At 61.5% G+C, this 22802-nt stretch carries 17 protein-coding genes; 6 read left to right on the plus strand and 11 right to left on the minus strand.

What is annotated here, in order from left to right:
* Positions 1–98 precede the first annotated feature (98 nt).
* Positions 99–1070, plus strand: a complete 972-nt coding sequence (locus IGW03_RS04200) for a ketopantoate reductase family protein (protein WP_194721279.1) — start codon at positions 99–101, stop codon at positions 1068–1070.
* On the opposite strand, the gene IGW03_RS04205 is transcribed toward IGW03_RS04200, so the two are convergent.
* The 8 genes from IGW03_RS04205 to IGW03_RS04240 form a co-directional block, all read right to left on the minus strand.
* Positions 1067–1951, minus strand: coding sequence for a M48 family metallopeptidase (locus tag IGW03_RS04205; protein WP_194721280.1), 885 nt, complete (start codon positions 1949–1951; stop codon positions 1067–1069). The two genes, IGW03_RS04200 and IGW03_RS04205, sit on opposite strands and share 4 nt — an antisense overlap.
* Position 1952: 1 nt before the next feature.
* The gene (locus tag IGW03_RS04210) at positions 1953–2489 is read right to left on the minus strand and encodes an SH3 domain-containing protein (protein ID WP_194721281.1); all 537 of its coding nucleotides are present in this window, start codon (positions 2487–2489) and stop codon (positions 1953–1955) included.
* Positions 2486–4408 carry an adenylate/guanylate cyclase domain-containing protein gene (locus IGW03_RS04215; protein ID WP_194721282.1) on the minus strand — a complete coding sequence of 641 codons (1923 nt, stop codon included), beginning with the start codon at positions 4406–4408 and terminating at the stop codon, positions 2486–2488. The genes IGW03_RS04210 and IGW03_RS04215 overlap by 4 nt, the downstream gene beginning before the upstream one ends.
* Positions 4409–4737: 329 nt before the next feature.
* Positions 4738–5598: a 2OG-Fe(II) oxygenase gene (locus tag IGW03_RS04220; RefSeq protein ID WP_228535023.1), complete on the minus strand. Its 861-nt coding sequence runs from the start codon at positions 5596–5598 to the stop codon at positions 4738–4740.
* Positions 5599–5887: 289 nt separating this feature from the next.
* On the minus strand, positions 5888–6796 hold the full coding sequence (locus IGW03_RS04225; protein ID WP_438943620.1) for an ROK family protein: 909 nt from the start codon (positions 6794–6796) through the stop codon (positions 5888–5890).
* A gap of 190 nt (positions 6797–6986) precedes the next feature.
* Positions 6987–7799: a trehalose-phosphatase gene (gene otsB / locus IGW03_RS04230; protein ID WP_194721284.1), complete on the minus strand. Its 813-nt coding sequence runs from the start codon at positions 7797–7799 to the stop codon at positions 6987–6989.
* Positions 7800–7801: 2 nt separating this feature from the next.
* Positions 7802–10069, minus strand: coding sequence for an alpha,alpha-trehalose-phosphate synthase (UDP-forming) (locus IGW03_RS04235; protein WP_194721285.1), 2268 nt, complete (start codon positions 10067–10069; stop codon positions 7802–7804).
* 272 nt (positions 10070–10341) lie between these two features.
* Positions 10342–10863 carry a hypothetical protein gene (locus IGW03_RS04240; RefSeq protein ID WP_194721286.1) on the minus strand — a complete coding sequence of 174 codons (522 nt, stop codon included), beginning with the start codon at positions 10861–10863 and terminating at the stop codon, positions 10342–10344.
* Positions 10864–11239: 376 nt separating this feature from the next.
* On the opposite strand from IGW03_RS04240, the gene IGW03_RS04245 reads away from it, so the two are divergent.
* Positions 11240–11854, plus strand: a complete 615-nt coding sequence (locus IGW03_RS04245) for a hypothetical protein (protein WP_194721287.1) — start codon at positions 11240–11242, stop codon at positions 11852–11854.
* A gap of 68 nt (positions 11855–11922) precedes the next feature.
* On the opposite strand, the gene IGW03_RS04250 is transcribed toward IGW03_RS04245, so the two are convergent.
* Entirely contained in the window at positions 11923–14622 is a 2700-nt protein-coding gene (locus tag IGW03_RS04250) for a sensor domain-containing phosphodiesterase (RefSeq protein WP_194721288.1), read from the minus strand.
* 379 nt (positions 14623–15001) lie between these two features.
* On the opposite strand from IGW03_RS04250, the gene ppnN reads away from it, so the two are divergent.
* Positions 15002–16372, plus strand: coding sequence for a nucleotide 5'-monophosphate nucleosidase PpnN (gene ppnN / locus IGW03_RS04255; protein WP_194721289.1), 1371 nt, complete (start codon positions 15002–15004; stop codon positions 16370–16372).
* A 51-nt stretch (positions 16373–16423) separates the two neighbouring features.
* On the opposite strand, the gene IGW03_RS04260 is transcribed toward ppnN, so the two are convergent.
* On the minus strand, positions 16424–18751 hold the full coding sequence (locus IGW03_RS04260; protein WP_194721290.1) for a DUF1631 family protein: 2328 nt from the start codon (positions 18749–18751) through the stop codon (positions 16424–16426).
* 128 nt (positions 18752–18879) lie between these two features.
* Entirely contained in the window at positions 18880–19602 is a 723-nt protein-coding gene (locus IGW03_RS04265; protein WP_194721291.1) for a pseudouridine synthase, read from the minus strand.
* A 226-nt stretch (positions 19603–19828) separates the two neighbouring features.
* Here IGW03_RS04265 and IGW03_RS04270 point away from each other — a divergent pair, with 226 nt between their 5' ends.
* From IGW03_RS04270 to IGW03_RS04280, 3 genes are all read left to right on the plus strand, one after another.
* Complete coding sequence (locus IGW03_RS04270; protein WP_194721292.1) at positions 19829–20350, plus strand: hypothetical protein; 522 nt, start codon at positions 19829–19831, stop codon at positions 20348–20350.
* Positions 20347–21690, plus strand: a complete 1344-nt coding sequence (locus IGW03_RS04275) for a GAF domain-containing protein (RefSeq protein WP_194721293.1) — start codon at positions 20347–20349, stop codon at positions 21688–21690. Before IGW03_RS04270 ends, IGW03_RS04275 begins: the two co-directional genes overlap by 4 nt.
* A gap of 143 nt (positions 21691–21833) precedes the next feature.
* Positions 21834–22796: a thiamine pyrophosphate-dependent dehydrogenase E1 component subunit alpha gene (locus IGW03_RS04280; RefSeq protein WP_194721294.1), complete on the plus strand. Its 963-nt coding sequence runs from the start codon at positions 21834–21836 to the stop codon at positions 22794–22796.
* Positions 22797–22802 lie beyond the last annotated feature (6 nt).

Consider the following 22802-nt stretch of genomic DNA (forward strand, 5'->3'; position numbering starts at 1 on the left):
GCGTCTTGAACGGTTTTCAAGTCGCGGCCGGCACCGGATCGGGCTTGCCGTTACAATTTCCGGCGGCTTACCCATCAAACCTCTTCATCTCCCCTACCATGACCATTCATTCCGAAACCAAGCCACGCATCCTGATTCTCGGCGCCGGCGCCATCGGCAGCTTCTACGGTTCACTGCTCGACGCAGCCGGCGCCGATGTTTCCGTGGTATGCCGCTCCGAATACGACGCAGTCAGCACCGGCGGCTTCTCGATCACCAGCCGCAAGCTGGGCGACCGCACTTTCCGTCCCGCGCAAACCCTGAAGAGCGCCTCCGACTACCAGGGCGGTCCGCCCGATTACCTGGTCGTCAGCGTCAAGGTGGTTGAAGGAACCGACCGCGCCGCGCTGATCCGCCCGGCGCTCGGCCCGGATACCGTGATCGTCCTGATCGAGAACGGCGTTGAAATCGAGGCGGAAATCGCGGAAGCCTTTCCCGGGCATGAATTGATCAGCGCCCTGGCTTTCGTGCAGGTGGCGCGCACCGCGCCGGGCAAGGTCGCGCATTACGCCTACGGCGATCTCACCTTCGGCAATTACCCGTCCGGCATCAGCGAGCGCACGCGCCGGTTCGCGGCCCTCCTGGAAACGGGCGGCATCCGCTGCAACCTGACGGAAGACGTCTCCACCGCCCGCTGGCACAAATGCATGTGGAACGGCGTGTTCAACCCGATCTCGGTGCTGGGCAACGCGCTGGATACCGGACATATCCTCGGCGGCGCCGAGGGAGACGCCCTCGTCAGGCGCGCCATGCAGGAAGTCGCGGCAATCGCGGCGGCCACCGGACATCCGCTGCCCGACGAACTGCCCAGCCAGCTCGTCGAGGGCACGCGCAAGGCACCGGCCTACAAGACCAGCATGGCGCTCGACTACGAAAACCGGCGTCCGATGGAAACCGAGGTCATCCTCGGCAACGCGGTACGCGCCGGCCGCCGGGAAGGCGTCGCCATCCCGGTGCTGGAAAGCCTTTATGCGTTGATGAAGATGGTCGAGCGCAAGCTGGAGTCCGAGGCCGCCTCGACCAGCGTCTAATCCCTGAACTCCGTCAGCCGCAGCGCCGGCGCCGGGCCGGAGATGCCCGGCAGGCTGTCGAACCGGTCGCGCATCAGCTTGTCCAGCATGGCGATGCGGGTCGACGGGGCGGGATGCGTGCGGAAAAGCAGCGAGAATTCGCCGTCGCCGGGATTCTGTGCCTGCACGGTCTGTAGCACCGCCGGCAATCCGTAGGCATCGTACCCGGCGCGTGCGGCGATCACCACGCCCAGACGGTCGGCCTCGAGCTCATCCTCCTTGTCGAGGCCGCTGGTGTACAGCTTGCGGCCGGCGTTCAACAGCGCATTGCGCGCTTCCGGATGCGGGCTGCCGGAACCCTTGTTTGCGGCGCTCAGGAAGTCGCCCAGCAATGCCATGCCTGCATTTTTCTGCACTGCCCGCAGGTGATGCTTCTTCAATACATGCGCGATTTCGTGTGCCAGCACGCCGGCGAGCTCCGCCTCGTTGCGCATGCGCGCCACCAAGCCCCTGGTCACGAACACATAGCCGCCGGGCGCGGCGAAGGCATTGAAGCCGGGATCGTCCAGCACGCCGAAGGTCCACGGCAGATCGGGCCGTTCCGTCTGCAGCGCCAGCCATCGCCCAAGCACATTCACGTAGCGCTGCAGCGCGGGATCCGGTGCGAGCGGCTTGGCGCCGACCAGCGTTGCGGCAAATTCCTGGCCGATGCGGATTTCCTCGGCTTCGGCCGTCTCCCGCGATGCCTTGTTCAGGTTGCTCACCGCGTTGCCGAGATTGATGTTGCCCAGCTTGTTGCTCAACTTGTCGAGCCCCGGCAGCTGGAACGGCAGCTGCGCCGACGCGCTGCAGCTGGCTCCGGCCAGCAGCAGCGCCGCCAGGGTTTTGCGGATAGTCTGCATCTCAGCCCCCTTCCATGGTGCGTTCGCCGGACCGCGCCGGCTCGCCAAATTCGTCAACCTTTGCCGGCACCAGATTGCCTCGCCGCGCAAAATCCTGCGCCGCATTGCGGTCGGCGCGGAAGCGCTGGGCTTTTTCCAGTTCCGCCGGATTGGCCTGGGCACGCTGCAGGTCTTCTTCAGACAGGCCGCGTACGCCTGTCGTCACTGTCGCCGTATTCGTGCTGCGTCCCGCGGAAAGCAGGCTGCCGACCGCCCCCAGTGCACCGCTCCCCGGCGCGGGCTGCGCCGCGGCGCTTTCTGGCTTCAGGCTCAGCATCCTGACCCAGCCGCTGTGTCCGGCGGCAGTCTTGACCTGGCTCCAGGCGCCCCTGCGGCCCAGCACCTCCACGCGCGCGCTTTCAGGAAGGCTGGCGACCACTGCAGAATCGGACTGCGGTTGCGCCTGCAGATCAATCGCCTTCATCGTCAATGCGGACTCCGCTTGCGCGGCACCGGCCGCCAGCAGGAGCATGAGCACCCATGGCGCTGCTCTTCTCATGTTGTTCCCCTTGGTTCGTATAGTTCCACCCGCTCCGTCCGCCCCTTGACATCGTGGGCGCCGCGCGGCGCGAATGTGCAGGCGGTTCCCTGCAGCTTAGCCGCCTGCATGGTTTCGCGCGTGACCAGGATGCGTGCCACGCCCTTGGTCAGACCTTCCACCCGGCTGGCGAGATTGACGGTATCGCCGATCGCGGTGTATTCGAGTTTTTTCTGTGCGCCGATGAAGCCGACGACCGCGGGTCCGCTATGAATGCCGATACCGACATCGAAATCCCCGACATCGGAGCCGTCTTCGAGCAGCATCTGCCGGAACTCCAGCAGCACCTGTTCCATCTCCAGTGCAGCAGCGACGGCTTGCGCGGCGTGGCGGTCATCGTCGACCGGCGCTCCCCAGAACGCCATGATGCAGTCGCCGATGAACTTGTCCAGCGTGCCGCCGTGCCGGAACACGACATCCACCTGCCGTTCGAAATAGCGGTTCAGCAGCGTGACGACTTCCTGCGGCGAACGCTTTTCCGACAAGCTGGTGAAGCCGCGTATATCCGAAAACAATACCGTGATCTCGCGCGTGCGGCCGGACAGGCTTTCCACCGTCTCGCCCTGCTCCACGATCTGCCGGACCACGCCTGGATTGAGGAAGCGCCGAAACAGCGCCACCGCCTGCTCGCGGCTGCGCCGCTCTCTCAGATAGCCCGCAAGTGCGGCGCAGCCGAACCATGCCCACGCGAACAGCAGCGGCGTCGCGACCGGCAGCAGCAGGTTTTGAGAGAGGAAATGATCCGCCGCCGCCAGCGCGCCGCCGGTCGCGGCCAGCAGCGCCACGCCCATTCCGAGCGGATGGATGGCGCGGACGAAACCGTACGCAAGCAGGCAAAGCAGCACCGCGCCGAAGAGAAACGGACCTGCCGGGCCGGCCGTGCGCACGCTGCGTCCGGTCAGCAGATTGTCGAGCGCTACGGCGAGCACATCGACACCGGGCTGGCCGGCGCCAAGCGGGGTGAGATGATGATCGAACGATCCCGCCGCCGACGATCCGACAACGACGATCTTGTCGCGGAACAGCCGGTCAAGCGCATGCACCTCGTCCGGCCCCAAGGCAGGCCGCTGTTCGGTGAGCAGCCGATACAGTTCTCCGTAGGGAAGTCGCCGGTGTCCCTGTTGAGGCCAGCGCATCAGAAAGTCGGCGCCTTCAGGCAAGGGAGCCTTCAGCACTGCCGCGACGCGAGCCGGCAAGGATGGCAGGCTGACGCCGCCAAGCTCCGAACGAAGGCGGTAACGGCGCAGGACTCCATCGGCATCCTCCATGCTGTTGATCAGCCCCAGGCGCCATGCCGGCTGATCGATGGCAAGCGGCAGCTGAATCGCGGCGCCCTGCTTGCCTGCGCCCTCGGAAGCGGCCACATTCGGAGCCTGCGGCTGCTCGAGGCCAAATGCGGGCAGCAGCTCGGATAGCGCGATTCCTCTCGCATCCATTGTTGCCAGCCGCACTGCCGACAGATAGACATGCGGATGGCGACTCACGCTCTCGGAAAGCCGCGCATCGCTCTTCGGCCGTCGGGTATCTTTCTCGGAAAATGCGATATCGAAGACAATGCCGCGCGGTGCAAATTCGGCAAGCGCATCGATCAGGTCGGCATGAATCTCCCGCGGCCACGCCCACAGGCCCGCGTATTCCTGCATGACCTGCATGCTGGCGTCATCGATGTCGATGATGACTATCGACGAATCGGCGGCAAATGCGTGCGCATGCCGGCGCATGTAGATATCGCCTAGGCGGGCTTCGGCGGTGGCAAAGAGGCGCAGGGCAAACAGTTCGCACGCCAGCACCAAGAGGAATACCAGCGTGAGGAGGAGATGGACGCGTGTCGGCGACGCGCTCAATGGGCGTTTTTTCGCGGACGACAGGATCGAGTGCATGCGGCGGCGCCTCCTGTGACGCACAATTGCCAATATTGATATTAAGCAATATTAGCTGGAAGCCGCGTCGAGGTGCAACCTGCTGAATAGACAAACGCCCCGGCACATGACTGCACCGGGGCGTCTGGGTATCTGATACCAATCCCAAGGAATAACATGTCATGAGATCGCGTCTTTTTCCGCCTGGCGGCGTTGTGCTCGTCATCCATAGCCCCGCGATGGATTCCTCTCACGCCTTGCCAAACAAAAAAATTCATCGTTCTCATCTGGCACGTTATACCTTGGGATTGGTATGAGAAAACCGGTCTGCGCCGATTCTCGGCAGTATGCTATTTGAACTCGCCTTCGCGCAGCCACTTGGTGGCTACATACTTGATGCCGCGTTCGACCGGCTCGCCGGCATGCAAGGTGTTGTGATCGACTTCGCCCGCTGCATTGGTATTAGCAAAATAGACCGCGCAGCCTTTTTTAGGCTGGACCTGCAGGCCGATCTTGGGGAAGGACGTCCCTCCGCCCTCTTCCACATCGCTCAGGTACATGACGATGGTGGCAACGCGCTGGCCGCCGCGCTCCAGATGCTTTCGCGGTCCGGCCACATTCGGATCGAACCAGTCGAAATGAGGGCGGTATTCATTGCTCTTTTCATAACTGAGCACCTGCAGGCCTTCTCCGTTTTCCACCGGCCAGTGGATCAGAGCGGCAAGCCGGTTCTCTATACGGGATACCAGTTCGGTCTCGCCCCGCTGAAGCATGGCGCCGCGGCTGGTGCGGTGGGTATGGATCTGCGTTGCGCCGTCAGCCTCGCCCACCACGCCGGAACGTTCCAGACGCTGCTGCGTGTAGGCGATCAGCGCATCGCACTCCTCATCGCTGAGCACATTGCCGAACAGGACAACCTCGGGCGACTGCATGCGGAACAGGACATTGATGGATCGATCCGCAGCCTGAACGGTATTCGAATTCGCATCGATACGAGGATGAGGGCGCATTGCCTGTCTGGCAACAGGCTGTCCCGATGCTTCCGCGATTGCCAAACGGGCAAGATCCATCTTGAAATGGCCGTCGCGTACCATGACTGCCGCCATGCCTTCGGGCTCACACCCGCGAGCAACGTTTTCCTTGACCCATGCCTGCCATTCGACGGGCAGGCTTGCCAGAAAAGAAAGGTTGGAAAGTGGCGTATTCATCATGATGCTGGTTCCCGTACTGGTGCCGATGCTGATGGCGTGAGCAAAGTTGCAAAACCGCGGCTTTCCGCAGGTCATTCATTTCTTTGGTGCAAGTCAACGCAAAAGGTTCCTCAACAATACGGAGTATGCATAGCGGCTGCGGAATTGCCTATCAGAACACGGATGAAAAATGTATTGGCAAAGGCACTACCTGGCGTAAGAAGATTCCTATAGCCAATGAATGCCTGAGGCGAGAAATGAGTCATCCCGCAGCCGGGCCGGGTGATCCGATGGGATCGAATCTACGACGTCACCGAGTTGACGCTTCCCACGGACGGCAGATACGCCAGGCGGAGGCCCAGTCTTCCGGCATGACCAGGGAAAATGCGCCGACATCGGCCACGCGATTGCCCAGGCCCGTGTCGACGATCGCGACGCCCTCGGTCAGGGCCGGCATGCGGGATTGGATTTCGGCTTCGACATGGGGCTGGAGCCAGTCGCCGTGGTGCTGCCAGACACTGCCGCCGATGACGAACGTTTTCATGTCGAGCGTCACGGCCAGGTTGTACAGCGCGCGCCCAAGATAGCCGGCTGCTTCAAGCACTGCGGAGCGCGCTTCGGAATTGCCGGCACGTGCGGATTCGAACAGTTCCGATGCCGGCACCTGCAGGCGATTGGCAATGTTGCGGCCGGATATCAGTCCCTCGAGGTCGCCGCGGTTGCCGCAGCCGCAGACGGCGTCCTCGCGCTCGGCCATGAGCATATGGCCCGCATGTCCGGCATTGCCCTGCTTGCCGCGCAACAGCCTGCCGTCGACGCACAGACCAAAACCCACGCCGGTGCTCCAAGTGACATAAGCGCAGTTCGGCTCATCCTGCACGGCGCCGAACATGCGCTCGCCGGCCAGCGCCGCGATGCAATCGTTTTCAATGACGACGGTGGCAAAGCGCTCGCAGAGAACCTTCTCCAGAGGAATCAGCATCCAGTCGTTCGGCAGGTCGGAAGCGCCGCTCCTGCCGCCGCAGATATTGGGCGTCGACAGGCACAGCATGCCTTCGCTACGGACAAAGGGTCCGCAAGAGGCAACGCCGAGAGTAGTGATCCTGTTCGCATCAATGCCTGCTTCGGCACATGCCCGCTCGATCAAGGCGATCCCCTGCTCGGGAACGGCACGATTCGTCCCGCTTTTGGGAGTCGGGGCCGATACGGATGCAAGAATGCGTTCCCGGTTCGCCACATTGACGGCCATCTTGGTGCCGCCGACATCGAGTGCAGCGAGGTATTCGGAATGCATTCTGTCTCCTTGTCTGTCAACCCTGGAATGATTCGCTACCGGCCCGAACCGGTGCATTGATTTACTCGACTGCGGAAGCCCTACTCACACCTGTGCGCAGTGGCGGCTGAATCCATTACGGCTGTGCTTGGCTATTCGAACTCGCCCGCATCCAGTTGCTTGCCTGCGCCGCCTGCAGCCGTTCGATCAGTTCTTCCAGCAGGCGCTCCACGTCGTGCTGGTGCGGAACGAAGAAGTCGGCGGAACTGTCGTCCGAAGTTTCGACGCGGATGGAAAGAATGTCCGGCCGGCGCATGCTGAACACGTCTTCGTCCGTCACGTCGTCACCGACATAGAGAGCGGAGTTCGCGCCGGACAGTTCCATCAGCCGCAAGAGCGCGGTGCCCTTGTGGCAGCGATCCTGTACCAGTAGGTTGTAGACGAACTTGCCGCCGACGATGCGCGGTTGCAGTTCCAGACTCGCAAACAGGCCTTCGAGTGCAGCGGCGCTGCTGGCGGGATCTTTCGCATGCCGGTAGTGTAGGGATAGTGAAAAACGCTTGTCCTCGAGTTGGATGCCGGGGTCCCATCCCGGTTGGCTCAAGGCCAGATCGATCCGGCGCCGCCACGCGGCGCAGGCCTGCTCGTGCTTTGCCGCGAGGTCTTCCCAGCCGGGCACGCCCTGCAGTCCGTGATTGCCGACCAGGAAATCAGGCCGGAAGCCGATGCGCCGGCTGATGTCTTCCACGGACCGGCCGGTGACGACCGCGATTGGCGCATGCTGCGCGACGCGTTCCAGGAGGCTGCGGATATTGTCAGGCAGGCGGGCATCTTCCGGCACAGGCACGATGGGTGACAAGGTCCCGTCGAAATCGAAGGCGCACAGGATTCGCCCGCGCGCGTGTTGCTCAAGGCGCTGCGCGCCTTCGTCGGAAAACAGAGGTTTCATGGCTACACCACGCGGCGCAAGGATTTCCGGCTGTGCGACCGGATTTTGGTGACGACGCGCTCACGCTGCCGCAGACGCGCCGCATCGAGCAGCATGCGGCCTGCCCAGCGGTAGATATTGAAATCCTTGACCAGGGAACGCATGCTGCGCATGCGCTCGCACTGTTCGATCTCCGGCATGGTGACCGCACGGTAGAGCGCATCCGCGCTTTGCTCGATATGGTAGGGATTGACGACTAGCGCTTCCGGCAGTTCGCGCGCCGCACCGGTGAACTGGCTGAGCACGAGCACGCCGCGATCGTCGTAGCGCGAGGCAATGAATTCCTTCGCAACCAGATTCATGCCGTCGTGGAGGCTGGTCACCAGGCAGACTTCGGCAGCGCGGTAATAGCGGGTCACCTGTTCGCTTCCGTGATGCTCGGCCTTGAGAATGATGGGCAGATAATTGCCGTTGCCGAAGCGGTTGTTGATGCGCTGTACCAGTGCCTTCACGCGTGCTTCGAAGTTCTGGTATTCGTCGAGCGAGGATCGCGTCGGCGCAGCGATCTGGATCATGCTGAAACGACCGACCAGGTTGGGGTGCAACTCCAGCATGCGCTCGACTGCCTGGAAGCGTTCGATGATGCCTTTGGTGTAATCGAGCCTGTCCACGCCCACGGCCAGCAGGTGGTCGTGCGACATGCCATGCTCCGCCCGCACGCTGGAACGGCACTCCGCCACTGTCGGCAGGTTGGCATCGCCGTCCGGCCACGCGATCGATATCGGATAGTCTTCGACCTGGGTCAGCTTGCCGCCGAAGGAGATGGTGCCGGACTCGTGTTCGATGCGGGTCTCCAGGTAGCGGTCGACGGTTTCGAGGAAATTCTTGCAGTGGAACGGCGTATGGAAACCGAGGATGGTGCTTCCCAGCAGGCCGTCGAGCAGTTCCTCCCGCCACGGGCAGATGCCGAAGGATTCGGAGTTCGGCCATGGAATGTGCCAGAAGGTGATGATGGTCGCCTTGGGAAGCTGTTCACGCACCATGCGCGGCAGCAATGCAAAGTGATAGTCCTGGACCAGTACTACCGGATCGTCGGTGCGCGCTTCCCTTACCACCGCGTCGGCAAAGCGCTGGTTGACCGCCTCATACTGTTCCCAGTCGGACGAGCGGAATACCGGCCGCACATGCGCGATATGGCACAGCGGCCAGAGGCCTTCGTTGGCAAAGCCATAGTAATAGCCCTGCTCCTCCTCCTTCGTCAGCCAAACCCGGCGCAGCGTATAGCTGGGGTTGGATGGCGGCACCGCCACGCGGTCGTTGCTGTCGACAGTTTCCTTGTCGGCCGAACCGCTTCCGTGCGCGATCCAGGTGCCGGAGCAAGCCCGCATCACCGGCTCGACCGCCGTGATCAGTCCGCTGGCCGGCCGCTGCACTTCGATGCCGTTGCGTGTCTTCGTATGGAGATAAGGTTCGCGGTTGGACACGACGAGCACTTCATCGCCGGACAATTCCTCATGCAGCAAGGTGCGAAGTTTTTCCGGCGTCCACAGATGCGCGGCATCGTCGCGTGTCTGACGCTCGACATTGAGTTCATGCAGCAGCGCGCGCAGTTCGCCTTCCAGGGGCCGAATTTCGGGCGACGTCGATAGCCGCGGCGCATGTCCGCCCGACTCGTCATCGCCTTCCCCGCGAAGAATGCTCTTGACCGAGGCGATCCAGTCGCGCCAGCTCAGATGTGCGACGAACACGGTGATCATTGAAATCACGAGCGCCATCAAGGCAAACAGCAGGAGGACGTACTTGCGGGTATCGGCGCTTCGCCTCTCAATGAAGCTCATGTCATGCACGAGAATGAGCTTGCCGAGATGCTGGCCTTCGGATTCAAGCCGGCTGTCGGAAACATGCAGCGGGCCTTGCGGGAAATTGACGAGGGAATCTTTGCCGGTTGCATTGTCCAGCCCAAGCCGGCAACCAAGAGTTTGCGGATACGTGGAAGTCTTGTAAAGGACGGTGCCAGCGGGATCGCAGAAAGCGATGGCGTACAGTCTCTGGTCCCGCAGCGCACGTTCGAACAACTGGTTGATTCGCCGTTCCGCCTTCTCGGGCACATAATCCCGCAGCGGTTCCTGCAGTGCATTGGCAAGAGCTTGAGACTTGGTATCCAGATCCCTGACGAACCAGCGCACGGTCAGGTTATCCACAAGGGGCACGACAGCGTAGGCAAAGAGCCCAAGTACCAGTGCAAGCGGCAAAACGAAACGGAGCGAAAGGCGGAATAGTCTTGTCGGCATAAACCCTTCCAAAAGCACCCGCACGGCAAGCAGCAACAGCACTTGGAAGCATGCCTGGCGGCACTTCCTGGCCTAATGCTCTGCAGCACCGCAGCACGATAAGGATGCCCGGATTGGCAGGCGCGATTTTAATTATGTGCGATTTTAAAGATCACGTTGCGGCGCGATAGTTCCAGTATTTGCGCTGAACCAATCCATGGAAAAGCGTTGTGATTCGGGTCAACCCATAATGTTTGAAGGTGTGAGACGACGATGAAATGACGAGAGGAAAGTCATGCGCCTGCGATTCTGTTCTGCTTCTTACGCAGCACAAAGTAACTTAGCGTATCGCGTAGCCCCCATGTGAAGCTGAGCACCGACAATGCGGACAGTAACCAGGTGAGCATGCCGTGATGAATCAACTGCATGCCTGATGGCATACGGCCCCAATCAATCAGCTGTGGAACGAGAAGTGCCGTGTAGGCGCCGAGGTTGATGAAAAGTATGGTATGAAGCGCCCGCTCGATCAACGGCAGGCGCCGGGTTCTTTCTTCGAGAAGCGTATCGGCAAAGGAAACCAAATATTCAGCTGCGATGATGAGCCCCAGGACGAGAGCCATCGCGCCGTGCCACTCGAACCAGGCCAGACCGCCGAAGATGGCGGCAAAGATGAACTCGCGCACGCCGTGCAGGGCCTCTTCGGTTTTGGCCCCCAAGCGTTCCGGCAGACGCTCGATCAACTCATGGTTCAGGATCACGTCCAGTCCGCCGATCAGTCCGTGAAAGACGAGAAGACACAATACCGCAGTCATCATTCTCCAGATTTAGCCCACAGCCATACACGCGTTTGAAGCCTGAGGCCGCAACGCTGCCTTGTAATGCTCAGTATCCTTGCAAGCACGATGCATCAAGAATTCCGGCCGCATGGAAGCGGCCGGAAAGCGGGGTAGACGTCGAAGGCGGGCTTCATACTTGCCCGCCCGTGCACGCCTGCAAATGCCTTAACGTGAACCGGAGCTGCTGCCGCCCGATGTACCGCTGCTGCCGGAGCCCATGCTGCCGGAAGAACCGGAGCTGCCCGACGAGCCGCCCATGCTGCCGGATGAGCCGGAGCTGCCGGAAGAACCGGAACCGCTGCTGGGATAGGTGGTTGTGGTGCCGGAAGAACCGGAAGATCCGCTGCCGGAGCCCATGCTGCTGGAACCGCTGGAGCCGCTGCTTCCCGAACCAGAGCTCATGCCGCTGGAGCCGCCGCTGGTTCCGGTGCTGCCGCTGCCCATGCTTCCCGATCCGCTGCTGCCGGAGCCGCTTGAACCGCTGCCGCTCGAACCGGTGGAACCACTGGAACCGCTAGTATCGCTGCTGCCGGAACCGCCGGAGCCCATGCCGCTAGAGCCGCTGGAACCCGACGAGTCCGACGAGCCCGACGTACCGCTTGATCCCGAGCTCATGCCGCTGGAACCCGATGAACCGGAGCCGGAGCTCATGCCGCTCGATCCGGAAGACCCCGAAGTGCCGCTTGAACCCGAACTCATGCCGCTCGATCCGCTTGAGCCGCCCGAACTACCCGATCCGCTGCTCATCCCCGAGCTGGGGCTGGATGATGAACCGGAAGATGAACCGGTTTGTGCAACGGCGATGCCGGCTGCGCTCAACAGGGAGATGATCAACGCGATGGACTGTTTCTTCATGCTGCCTCCTTACAAATTCAATGAATGGATTGCTTCGGATGGAATGCTTCAGCAAATTGCGGAAGGTAAGCATTTAGACTGTCAACTTGTCATCGGTTCTCTGTTTTCCGCATAAAGATCGTCAGCTTTTGCAAGCAGATGAAACAAACCTGTGTGTATGTATGCTGCCTTACGAAGGCTGCATTAATGCATGGAAAGTGTGGGATTGCTCTTTAGAAGTGCATCGAGTTCATCTATCGGTATCGGCATGCTGAACAGGAAGCCCTGCATTTCATCGCAGCCGTTCTCCTTGAGAAAAGCAAGTTGTTCGCGATTCGATACGCCTTCAGCGATGACGCTCATGCCCAGACTGTGTCCAAGGGAAATGACGGCACGGGCAATGATGGCGTCGTTGGGATCGGCACCGATGTCGCGCACGAAGGACTGGTCTATCTTCAAGCGATCTACGGGGAAACGCTGCAGGTGGCTGAGGCTGGAATAACCGGTGCCGAAGTCGTCGATTGCGATGCGCAGACCCATCGCCTTCAGGTGCCCAAGGACCTCGATGGCCTCATCCGGGTTCTGCATGACTAGGCTTTCGGTCAGCTCAAGTTCAAGCAGGCCGGGATCAAGCCCGGTCGTCACCAGTGCATCGCCGACCATGTGCACCAGCGTTTCCGGGTTGAACTGGCGTGCCGAAATGTTGACGGCCACGCGCAGCGGCGGCAGGCCGGCCTGCTGCAATTGCTTGTTCTGGGCGCACGCGGTGTAGAGCACCCACTCGCCGATAGGAACGATCAGCCCCGTCTCCTCGGCAAGCGGAATGAAGGTGGCCGGCGAAACCGTGCTTCCAGCCGAGGGCTTCCAGCGCAGCAGCGCCTCGACGCCGACGATGCGTCCGCTCTTCAGATCCACCTTGGGCTGGTAATGCAGGACGAATTCATTCTTCAGCAAGGCTTGGCGCAGCCGTGATTCCAGCGACAGTCTTTCGGTCACGCGCTGGTTCATCGCCGGCGTATAGAACTGGAAATTATTGCGTCCCTTCTCCTTGGCGCGATACATGGCCGTATCGGCGTTCTTGAGCAGCGTATCGACGTCACCGCCATCCTTGGGATAGAAACTTAGCCCGATGCTGCAACTCACGAACAGCTTGTGGCCTTCGACCAGAAAAGGCAGTTCCACGGTGCGGAGTATGCGGTTCATGAGCATGGCGATGGTCTTCTCGTCTTTTTCGCCGATGATCACGAAGGCAAATTCATCGCCGCCGTAGCGCGCCACCGTGTCCTGCTCGCGCAGACATGCAAGCAGGCGTTTGGCAACTTGCTTGAGCAGTTCGTCGCCGACATTGTGGCCCAGGCTGTCGTTGATGAACTTGAAGTTGTCGAGGTCCATGAAGCCGACCGTCACCCATTCATCATGCCTCTCGGCAGTCGCAATGCTGTGCCGTATTCTGTCCTTGAGGACATTGCGGTTGGCCAGCGCAGTGAGCGCGTCGAAGTTGGCATGCCGTTCGAGTTCGTATTCATAGTGCTTGATGGCGCTGATGTCGTTGAGCACGCCGACAAAATGCGTCACCTCGCCGTCCTGGCCGCGCACCGGAGCGATATGCACGTCATTCCAGAACATCTCGCCATCCTTGCGGTAGTTGCGCAGCAAGGCGGAGCTTTCCTCCCTTGCGGCAATCGCCTCGCGAATCGCGGCAATGCCTGCCTGCTCGCGGTCGTCCGATTGCAGGAAGCGGCAATTCCTGCCCAGGGTTTCCCTGATCGGATAGCCGGTCATGCGTTCGAAAGCGGGATTGGCGTATTCGATGTTGCCCTCGAGATCGGTGATGATGATGGCGTTGACGCTGGCCTGTATCGCGCGGTTGCGCAGGCGCAGGCTTTCCTCGGCCGAGCGCCGTTCCGTGATGTCGACGCCCATGCCGGAGACGCATTGCCGGCCGTTGAATTCGATACGCACTCCGGTAAACAGATATGGAATATGCTTGCCGCCCTTGGTGAGCAGGTTGGCCTCCACACTGGCGCTTCCATGAGTGAACGCACGCAGGATGCGCTGCTCGACGAGGTCCTTTTCCTGCTGCGTGGAGAAGAAATCGAGCGGCTGGAGCTGCCGGATTTCATCCTGCGAGTAACCGGTGATGAGCTCGAAATTGCGGTTCCAGCGCAGGAAATGCCCTTCCCTGTCGTAAAGGTAAAAGATGCCCGGAAGACTGTCGATGATCGCCTGCGAGCCGCGCGCTTCGCTGCTGTGCTGCTCGATCTGGCTCGACAGCCTGGCATTCAGCCTGAGCAGTTCGGATGTTCTTTCCGCCACTTTCTTTTCAAGTTCGCGGTTCGACAGGCGGAGCAGTTCATCCGACCGGTTCAGCTCACGCAACACCCCGCTCAGGCGCCGAACGGTCCGGCGCAGTTCGATCTGGGCGACGACCTGCCGGCTCAGTACCTCGAGCAACTGCTGCTGACCGGTGTCGAGCGTCCGAGGCACGGTATCGAGCACGGCGAGCGAGCCGATGGCCGTGCCGTTGCTCATTACGAGCGGTGCGCCTGCATAGAATCGAATGTGAGGCGGACCTGTGACCAGCGGATTTTCCGCGAAGCGGGGGTGTGCATGCGCATCCCCGATCAATGTGAACGCCTTGCGTTCGACGGTCAGCCCGCAAAACGCGATTTCCCTCGGCGTGCTTTCCAGTGCCACGCCCACCCTCGACTTGAACCACTGCCGCCGTTCGTCGAGCAATGACACCACTGCCATCGGCGTGTCGCACAACTTCGCGGCCAGCGTCGTGATTTCGTCGAACGCCTGCTCGGGCCCGGTATCGAAAAGTCCGTCCCTGTCGAATGTCGGATCTGGCGTATGCATGTCCATCATGCCGGTCGCTGTCTCTTCATGGGCCGTCTGCATGCAAGCCGGCACCAGTGCGGGCTGCGCGGGGCAAGGCCGCGGGCGCAGCATCCAGATTAAACATACTACAGTTTGACAAGCGGGAGCAGGAAGATTGCAATGAACTCCAGCCAGATCAATCAGTATGTCGCCGGCAGATACCGCAGGTACAACAGATGCATGACGACCAACCCCAAGCGGGCCGGTTGCGCCTCGTCAACGCCAGTTTCATCTCTTGCCTTTGTGCACTCCAGCGCGCGGTTCCACGGGTATACTCAAGACATGCCGCATTCGTGCATACCGATCGCGCGTCACGGCATGGTATGGCTTTGGATTGGTATAAGCTAGCCGAACCTGCATGGGAATTGCAGCCTCATACGAAAGAAGAGAATCTCCACTTATGCAAAACTACGTCGTCGATACCCAGATCTCCCCGGAAGGCCGCCTGGAGATTCTGTCCAAGGCCGAAGTCGCGCGTCTGCTCGATAACAGCCAGGGCGGCCTGTATTCCATATTCCGCAATTGCTCACTGGCGGTACTGAACTGCGGCAGCCCGCTTGACGACGGCAAGGAACTGCTCGAACGCTACAAGGATTTCGACATCAGCATCATCCAGCGCGAACGCGGCATCAAGCTCGACATCAAGAGTGCGCCGGCCAATGCCTTTGTCGACGGCAAGATGATCAAGGGCATCCACGAGCATCTGTTCGCGGTATTGCGCGACGTGGTGTTCGTCAATGACGAGATCATCGACAATCCCAGCTTCGACCTTGCCTCTTCGGAAGGCGTCACCGACGCGGTCTTTCACATCCTGCGCAACGCCGGCGTGCTGCGGCCGATGAACAATCCCAATCTGGTCGTCTGCTGGGGCGGCCATTCGATATCCCGCGAAGAATACGACTACACGAAGAAGGTCGGGTACGAACTCGGCCTGCGGGCGCTGGACATCTGCACCGGCTGCGGTCCCGGCGCAATGAAGGGTCCGATGAAAGGCGCGACCATTGCCCACTCCAAGCAGCGCATCAGCAACGGACGCTATCTCGGCCTGACGGAACCCGGCATCATTGCGGCGGAATCGCCGAATCCCATCGTCAACGATCTCGTCATCATGCCGGACATCGAAAAGCGCCTGGAAGCCTTCGTGCGCACCGGCCATGGCATCGTCGTCTTTCCCGGCGGCGCGGGAACGGCGGAAGAGATTCTTTACATCCTCGGCATCCTGCTGCATCCGGACAACGCCGCACTGCCCTTCCCCCTGATCTTCACCGGACCGGAAAACTCGCGCGAGTACTTCACGCAGATCGATCACTTCATCGGCCTGACCCTCGGCGCCGAAGCGCAGCGCCGCTACAAGATCATCATCGATGATCCGGTACTCGTGGCCCAGGAAATGCAGAGCGGCATCAAGGAAGTGCGTGAATTCCGCAAGTCGCGCAGCGACGCCTATTACTTCAACTGGCTGCTGAAGATCGATCCGGAATTCCAGCGTCCGTTCCGGCCCACGCATGAAAACATGCGCAACCTGCGCCTGGACAAGACGCAGGAGACTCATCAGCTGGCGGCCAATCTCAGGCGCGCCTTCTCCGGCGTCGTGGCGGGCAATGTCAAGGACCAGGGCATCCGGGCGATCGAGGAGCATGGCGTGTTCGAGATTCGCGGCGACCGCAGCATCATGGAGCCGATGGATGCGCTGCTGGCGTCTTTCGTTGCCCAGCACCGGATGAAATTGCCGGGCACGAAATACAATCCCTGCTACCGCATCGTGAAGTAATCTGCTCGTACGGCAGGCCGGCATGCCAGCCTGCCGACCTGTGGATTGCCGTTAAGACGCTGCCAGCCTGTCCGCCCCGAACAGCAGGGACTCGACAGCACGCTCGAAGGCAGGCGCATATTCGAGAGGCAGTACGGTTTCCTTGCGCAAGGCTTCCAGCAGAGCAGCGAAGCCGAACAGCACCAGTTCGCCCCGTTCGCCGTCCCGCCTGAACAGATAGAGTGAACGATGCGAGCTGACCCAGACCAGCTGCGCATTTTCCGGTTGAGGTCCGGCAAGCTGTACCCGCGTGCCGATCGAATAGCTCTGCGAGAGAAAGTCCAGATCTTCCTTGCCAACGCCACCGGCGCTGCGTTCGGTTCTCAGCTCCGCCTTGAGCTTGCGGCTTGCGAGCATGTCTTCGACGATGCTGTCTCGCACCCGGGGCGGTTCGGGCATCGTCCACGTTGCCTGGTCCCAGCTGAGCACGATGCGCGCGAATTGCCGGCGCAGTTCGTCCAGCGAATATCGCCTCGCCTGCTGCGCCTGTTTAGCCGAATTCGCTCCGCGCAGGATGCGGGTATGCATCTCGACCAGCACATCAAGAATTTCCCTGGTCTCTTCCTCCGGCAGCTGGATCAGCACGAACGCTTCGCGCAGCCCCTTGACCAGTCCCGGAAGCATGCGCATCAATGCAGTTCTGTCCTCCGGTGTCTGTTTTTCCTGGATGCTCCAGATCAATTCCGGAAGCATGCCCCGATAGCGCTGCACCAGGCTGTCGGCGGCGCCGAATGCCCTGTCCGCCTCGCCATCGCGGCGTGCGGCAAGCATCAGCACATGCGGCCATGTGCGCAGGAGAAAATCCGAGACGCGCTTGTCGACACTCAGGGGCGGCAAGACCTCGCAAAGCATGTTCATTGCATTGGCCAGCAGAACGCTGCAGCGTTCCGCAGACTCCACCGCATCGATCGCCTGCGCGGCGTAACGATCGTCCTGACGGACGGACTCCAGCAGGAAGCGTTCAAACGCGGCGAGGCTGTCTTCGAAGATGCCGGTATCAGTGGTGAAGCCGTTCAGGATTTCCGTTGCCAGGCGCTCGATTTCCGCCTTCAGGCGCCGGCCGTCTGCGTCCTCGGGATCGACACCCGCTGCCGCGGAACTGATGCGGTTGAGCAGCGTGCGTGCAGGATGTCCTTCATCATGCAGCAGTTCCGGCTCCATGACGGCCGCCTTGATGATGGGAATCTGCAGCCTGGCGATCTGCTGCCTGAGGCTTGCGGGAATCTGCCGGTCTTCCAGGATGATGTCGAACAGCAGGCCGACCACATCAACCACCATGCGCTCCATCACCGACGCCTTTTGCAGCTCCAGCCGTTCGCGCAAGTCGGCTACCGAATTGCGGCCGTCTCCCTCGCCGGCGGTAGCAGAAGCTGCCTGCTGCTGGCAGGCATCGAGCCGCGCCAGGAGCGGATTCACGGTCTGTACCGAGTTCGTCCTGATTTGCGCACTGTCGCTTCCCGGCGGCAGAAATGAACGCTTGGGCGACAGCATCCTGTGCAGGAATTCCTGGACCGAATGCGCCTGCATCTCGGAATTGGCACGCAATGCCGCGTGTCCTGTTTCCCCTGCCTGAACGGCGGAGAGGGAGTCGAACATGCGTTTCAGCCCGGGCAGCAACTGCTGCTGCACGTTTTCGGCGCCCCGAGGATCGTAGCGCGGCGCGCCGAAGTAGCGCTGGCAGGGCGCGTGGCGGGAGCGCTGGGCCACGAACTTGCCATGCACGCCCGATGTTTCGAATACCGAGCGCAGCGAGGCATAAAAGCCCGGCAAGTGTCCCACCATCGCATCCGACAGGTGTTCGAACAGCAGCCTGACCCTGGTATCGTCGCCGGCGGACGTTTTCACCGCATCGTGGAGTGCGCGTGCCAAAAGGTAGGGACGGAAGGGATTTTCCCGTTCGCGGGCTTCGATCTGGCCATGCAGCTGTGCAATGATGACGTTCAGCCGCCCGATGCTTTCCTCGGTCGCTTCGCGCATGCGCTGGGCCAGCCGGCCGACCTCGATCTGGTGGTTGACCACCTCGTCGTCGATCAGGGTCAGTTCGGCCGCGGCCAGATTGCGCAATCCGGGGCGCAGGTCGATGAACATGGTTTGCATCGCCCGCTCGAGGCTGGCCTTGTACTGCGCGTCGATGCGGCGCAGGAAGATGCTGCTGTCTTCGCGGATATACTGGCGCACCGCTTTCAGTGCCGCCTGTTCGCCTCCGGAGCGCGACTGCAGCAGGCGTTCGCCGATCACCCGGTCCGCATCCTGGAGCGCCTGCTGAACCAGCACCAGGAAGCCGGTTTCCGCCCGGCTCTGGGCAGCAAGGATCAAACGCTTGTATTCGGTTTCAGCCATACCGACGCTTCCGGAAACGCAATGGCCTCTAGTTTATGCGGAAATGCCGTACGGCATCACCCGAAATACCGCAAACATTACAGCTTTGTTCGAATTCGTTCCGGAATGCAACTCGGTTTGCAGGCCGGTCAGCTTGGCGAAGGCGCCAGCAAGGCGAGCTGACCGGCATCGAGGTAGCACCATTCGCCTTCTTCAAGGCCGAGGCTGTCCAGTTCCAGCTGACCGACCATCGTGCGCCGCAGTGCCTCGCAATGGTTGCCGGCCGCGGCCAGCATACGCTTGACCTGATGATACTTGCCCTGCTCCAGCACGATTTCCAGCCGGTGTTCGTCCAGCCTGCGGCAGGATTGCGCGGCCAGGGGGGCAGGTTCGTCATGCAGTTGCACGCCTGACAACAATTGCGTCACAAGCTCGTCCGTGACAGGGGCATCGGTGGTAGCGACATACAGCTTGGGAACATGCCGCTTCGGTGATGACTGCGCATGAATGAATGCGCCATCGTCCGACATCAGCAGCAGGCCGGTGGTGTCATGGTCGAGGCGGCCGACGGGCTGCACGTCGCGCCAGGTGAATTGCTCGGGCAGCAGGGTCAGTACGCCGGGATGGCGGCTGGGCTTGCGGGAACATTCATAGCCGGGCGGCTTGTTCAGGGCGAGGTAGACATGCTCCCGGTAATCCCAGGTCTCCTCGAAGATGGTGAACGACAAGCCCTCGGTCTCGAAGGCGGTGCGGTAATCGTTAACGGTTTCCCCATTGACGGCGACTTCGCCGTCGGAAATCAGTTCGCGGCACCATTTGCGGGTGCCGAATCCCTGCGATTGCAGGATGCGGTCAAGGCTCAGTTTGCTCATGGCGGCACTGTACCAGAAGCCGGCCGGCTTCCGGCCTTCAAACCTGGATGCGGCAGAAGTTGCATCCAAAGCACTAGTGGAGTGAGTTAGGAATTTGTTGGTCAAATTTCCAAATCACTCCACTAGTCGCCTGCCTACCGGGTGACTTCAAGCCAAGCCATAGGTATCATCTCAACAACACGTTGAATTCGATTTTTCCTTTTTGTCGCATTTCAGGCGGATCCCGATGATGCCAGCGAACGCCCCGATGACAGCTGCACCCGATACCCCGCTGATCGACCTCCAGCACGCCGATTTCCTGCAGAGCGGCATTTCGCTCTGCGTCGGCGCCTGCGATAACCGGGGAATGCCTACCCTGGCCCGCGCTACCGGCTGTCGTCTGTCCGTGGACCTGCGACAGGTCACCATGTTCCTGTCGGCCACCCAGGCGTCGCCAGTGCTGCGCTGCATCCGCGAAAACGGCGCAGTCACTGCCGTCTTCAGCCGACCGTCGACGCACAAGACCTTGCAGCTCAAGGGTAGGGATGCCACAGTGGGCGGACTGCAGCCCGGCGACCTGGACGTGGTGGAAAGCTACCGCTGCAAATTCGTGCGCGAACTCGAACCGATGGGCTTCGACGAAATCCTGATCCGTTCCCTGCTCGCCGCGCCGCCGGCCGACCTTGTGGCCGTCAAGTTCACGCCGGTAGAAGCCTACTCCCAGACACCCGGTCCGAAAGCCGGCGAGCCGCTGAGAGCGCAGGCATGACGATACAGCTCGATGCCATACGCGGCTGCCTCGAAGGCGTCATTCCGGGCACTCTCGCCACCGCCTCGGCCGACGGCATGCCGAATGTCGCCTACCTGTCGCAGGTCCAGTTCGTCGACAGCGGGCATGTCGCCATGTCCTACCAGTTCTTCAACAAGACACGCCAAAACATCCTGGTCAATCCGCATGCAACGCTGGTAGTGACCCACCCCGCCACGGCCAGCCAGTACCGGCTGACCATCGAATACCTCCGCACCGAAACCTCCGGCCCCCTGTTCGAAAGCATGAAGGCCAAGCTTGCCGGCATCGCGTCGCAGACCGGCATGACCGGTGTATTCCGGCTGCTCGGAGCCGACGTGTTCCGCGTGCATGACATCCAGCAGGTGCCGGGCGAATCCATGCCCATGCCGCCGCCGCCGCGCAACCTGCTGTCGGCCCTGCGCAATGCCAGCGCACGCGTGTCGGCATGCGCCGATCTCGACGGCCTGCTGTCGGAAACGCTGGCATGCCTGCAGCAGCAGTTCGGCATCGACCACACCATGATCCTCATGCTCGACCAGCCCGGCGAACGGCTTTATACGGTGGCCAGCCGCGGTTATGAGACCTCGGGCATCGGGTCGGAAATTCCCATGGGGCAAGGTGTGATCGGCGTGGCAGCGCGCGAATGCGTACCCATACGCATCAGCCACATGACCACAGAATACGCCTACAGCCGGGCCATACGGGAGAGCGCCGAAGGTAGCGCCTGGGCATCGGCTCTCGAAATCGAGATCCCGCTTCCGGGACTGGCCGAGCCGCGCAGCCAGCTGGCCGTGCCCATCATGGCCGGCCAGGGCACTGTCGGCGTAATCTATGTGGAAAGCCTGCAGGATCTGCGCTTTACCTATGACGACGAGGATGCCCTGGTCAGCCTGGCGTGCCAGCTCGGCATGTCGATTACCCATCTGCAGAGCGTCGCGGATTGTGCCGATGAAACGCCGGCGCCGGCGTTGTCGCGGGCAGCGCCGCGACCGAACGGCAAACCGCTGCCGGTGCGGCATTTCGCAGGCAACGATTCGGTGTTTCTCGGCGATGATTACCTGATTAAGGGAGTTGCGGGGTCCATCTTCTGGAACCTGCTGCGCGACTATGCCGACAAGGGCCGTACCGAATTCACCAACCGCGAGCTGCGGCTGGATTCGCGAATCCGGCTGCCGGATGTCAGCGATAATCTCGAAGCGCGCCTGCTGCTGCTCGGCAAGCGGCTGGTGGAACGCGATGCGGCGATGCGCATCGAAAAGACTGGACGCGGACGCTTCCGGCTGCGGGTGGATTGCCCGATTTCGTTGCTGCAGGAATAGACTTTCTTATCCGCGCGCCGCACTTTTCTTAAAACTTCATTCAACAAATCTTAAATAAATCTTAAGCCCGGAAAGCGCCGGTTTTGGCGCCTGCGGCTGCAGTAGACTTCGTCCCCATTCCGAACCATCAAGGAAGGACGAACATGAACCAGACCGCAGCGCGCCGCAGCCCCCTATCCATGCTTGAAAGCATGATGCTGATCCGCGCCTATGAAGAAAAGACCGCCGAGATACAGGCATCCGGCGCTGCCGCCGGCACCTGCACGTCGGTCGGCCAGGAAGCCTCGGCGGTGGGCGTGGTGGCCGCGCTCGGCAGCGACGACCGCATCCTGACCAACCACCGCAGCGCGGGCCACCTGATTGCCCGCGGCGCCGATACCGGGCGCCTGCTGGCCGAAGTCATGGGCCGCAGTACAGGCTACTGCCGGGGCAAGAGCGGTTCTCTGCACATCTCGGCAAAAGAACTGGGCGTGGTGCTGACCTCGACCATCGTCGGCGGCGAACTCTCGCTGGCGACCGGCGTGGCGCTTTCCAAAACCATGCTCGGCGAAGCCGGGATCGTCGCCTGCTTCTTCGGCGACGGCGCAGCCTGCGAAGGCATCTTCCACGAGTCGCTCAACCTGGCCTCGGTCTGGAACCTGCCCATTCTCTACATCTGCGAAAACAACCAGTGGCAAGCCTATGTGCATCGCAAGGAAACGATGACCGGCGATCACGTGAGCGAGTGGGCGAAAGGCTACGGGATGGAAAGCCGCACCGTGGACGGCAACGATGTCGAGGCCGTGCATGCGGCCGCACAGGAAGCCATCGTCCGCATCCGCGAGACCGGCAAGCCCTATCTGCTGGAAACCTATACCTACCGCCTGCGCGGCCACTTCGAGCCGGACGATCAGGGCTATGTCGACGCCGGCGAACTGGCGAGCTGGCGCGAGAAAGATCCGATCGCACTAATGCAGCGGCGCCTGACCGCGAGCGGCGTACTAAATGCGGCCGATATCGTGGCCATCGAAGAGCGCGTGCGGGCTCAGGTCGAGCAGGCGGCGCAGTTTGCTGCCGCCTCACCCTTCCCCGATGCCTCCGAACTTGCCACCGATGTCTACGCCTGAGGAGCC

It is taken from the genome of Noviherbaspirillum malthae, assembly GCF_015352985.1.
In the GTDB taxonomy this organism is placed as follows: domain Bacteria; phylum Pseudomonadota; class Gammaproteobacteria; order Burkholderiales; family Burkholderiaceae_D; genus Noviherbaspirillum; species Noviherbaspirillum malthae.

What these genes read in the sequence shown, in the direction of transcription:
- IGW03_RS04245 (WP_194721287.1), top strand. Translation starts at nt 11,240, where the DNA reads ATGCTGCTGGAACCGCTGGAGCCGCTGCTTCCCGAACCAGAGCTCATG.
- IGW03_RS04270 (WP_194721292.1), top strand. Translation starts at nt 19,829, where the DNA reads ATGATGCCAGCGAACGCCCCGATGACAGCTGCACCCGATACCCCGCTG.
- ppnN (WP_194721289.1), top strand. Translation starts at nt 15,002, where the DNA reads ATGCAAAACTACGTCGTCGATACCCAGATCTCCCCGGAAGGCCGCCTG.
- IGW03_RS04280 (WP_194721294.1), top strand. Translation starts at nt 21,834, where the DNA reads ATGAACCAGACCGCAGCGCGCCGCAGCCCCCTATCCATGCTTGAAAGC.
- IGW03_RS04260 (WP_194721290.1), bottom strand. Translation starts at nt 18,751, where the DNA reads ATGGCTGAAACCGAATACAAGCGTTTGATCCTTGCTGCCCAGAGCCGG.
- IGW03_RS04275 (WP_194721293.1), top strand. Translation starts at nt 20,347, where the DNA reads ATGACGATACAGCTCGATGCCATACGCGGCTGCCTCGAAGGCGTCATT.
- IGW03_RS04220 (WP_228535023.1), bottom strand. Translation starts at nt 5,598, where the DNA reads ATGATGAATACGCCACTTTCCAACCTTTCTTTTCTGGCAAGCCTGCCC.
- IGW03_RS04215 (WP_194721282.1), bottom strand. Translation starts at nt 4,408, where the DNA reads ATGCACTCGATCCTGTCGTCCGCGAAAAAACGCCCATTGAGCGCGTCG.
- IGW03_RS04235 (WP_194721285.1), bottom strand. Translation starts at nt 10,069, where the DNA reads ATGCCGACAAGACTATTCCGCCTTTCGCTCCGTTTCGTTTTGCCGCTT.
- IGW03_RS04240 (WP_194721286.1), bottom strand. Translation starts at nt 10,863, where the DNA reads ATGATGACTGCGGTATTGTGTCTTCTCGTCTTTCACGGACTGATCGGC.
- otsB (WP_194721284.1), bottom strand. Translation starts at nt 7,799, where the DNA reads ATGAAACCTCTGTTTTCCGACGAAGGCGCGCAGCGCCTTGAGCAACAC.
- IGW03_RS04210 (WP_194721281.1), bottom strand. Translation starts at nt 2,489, where the DNA reads ATGAGAAGAGCAGCGCCATGGGTGCTCATGCTCCTGCTGGCGGCCGGT.
- IGW03_RS04200 (WP_194721279.1), top strand. Translation starts at nt 99, where the DNA reads ATGACCATTCATTCCGAAACCAAGCCACGCATCCTGATTCTCGGCGCC.
- IGW03_RS04205 (WP_194721280.1), bottom strand. Translation starts at nt 1,951, where the DNA reads ATGCAGACTATCCGCAAAACCCTGGCGGCGCTGCTGCTGGCCGGAGCC.
- IGW03_RS04250 (WP_194721288.1), bottom strand. Translation starts at nt 14,622, where the DNA reads ATGCAGACGGCCCATGAAGAGACAGCGACCGGCATGATGGACATGCAT.
- IGW03_RS04265 (WP_194721291.1), bottom strand. Translation starts at nt 19,602, where the DNA reads ATGAGCAAACTGAGCCTTGACCGCATCCTGCAATCGCAGGGATTCGGC.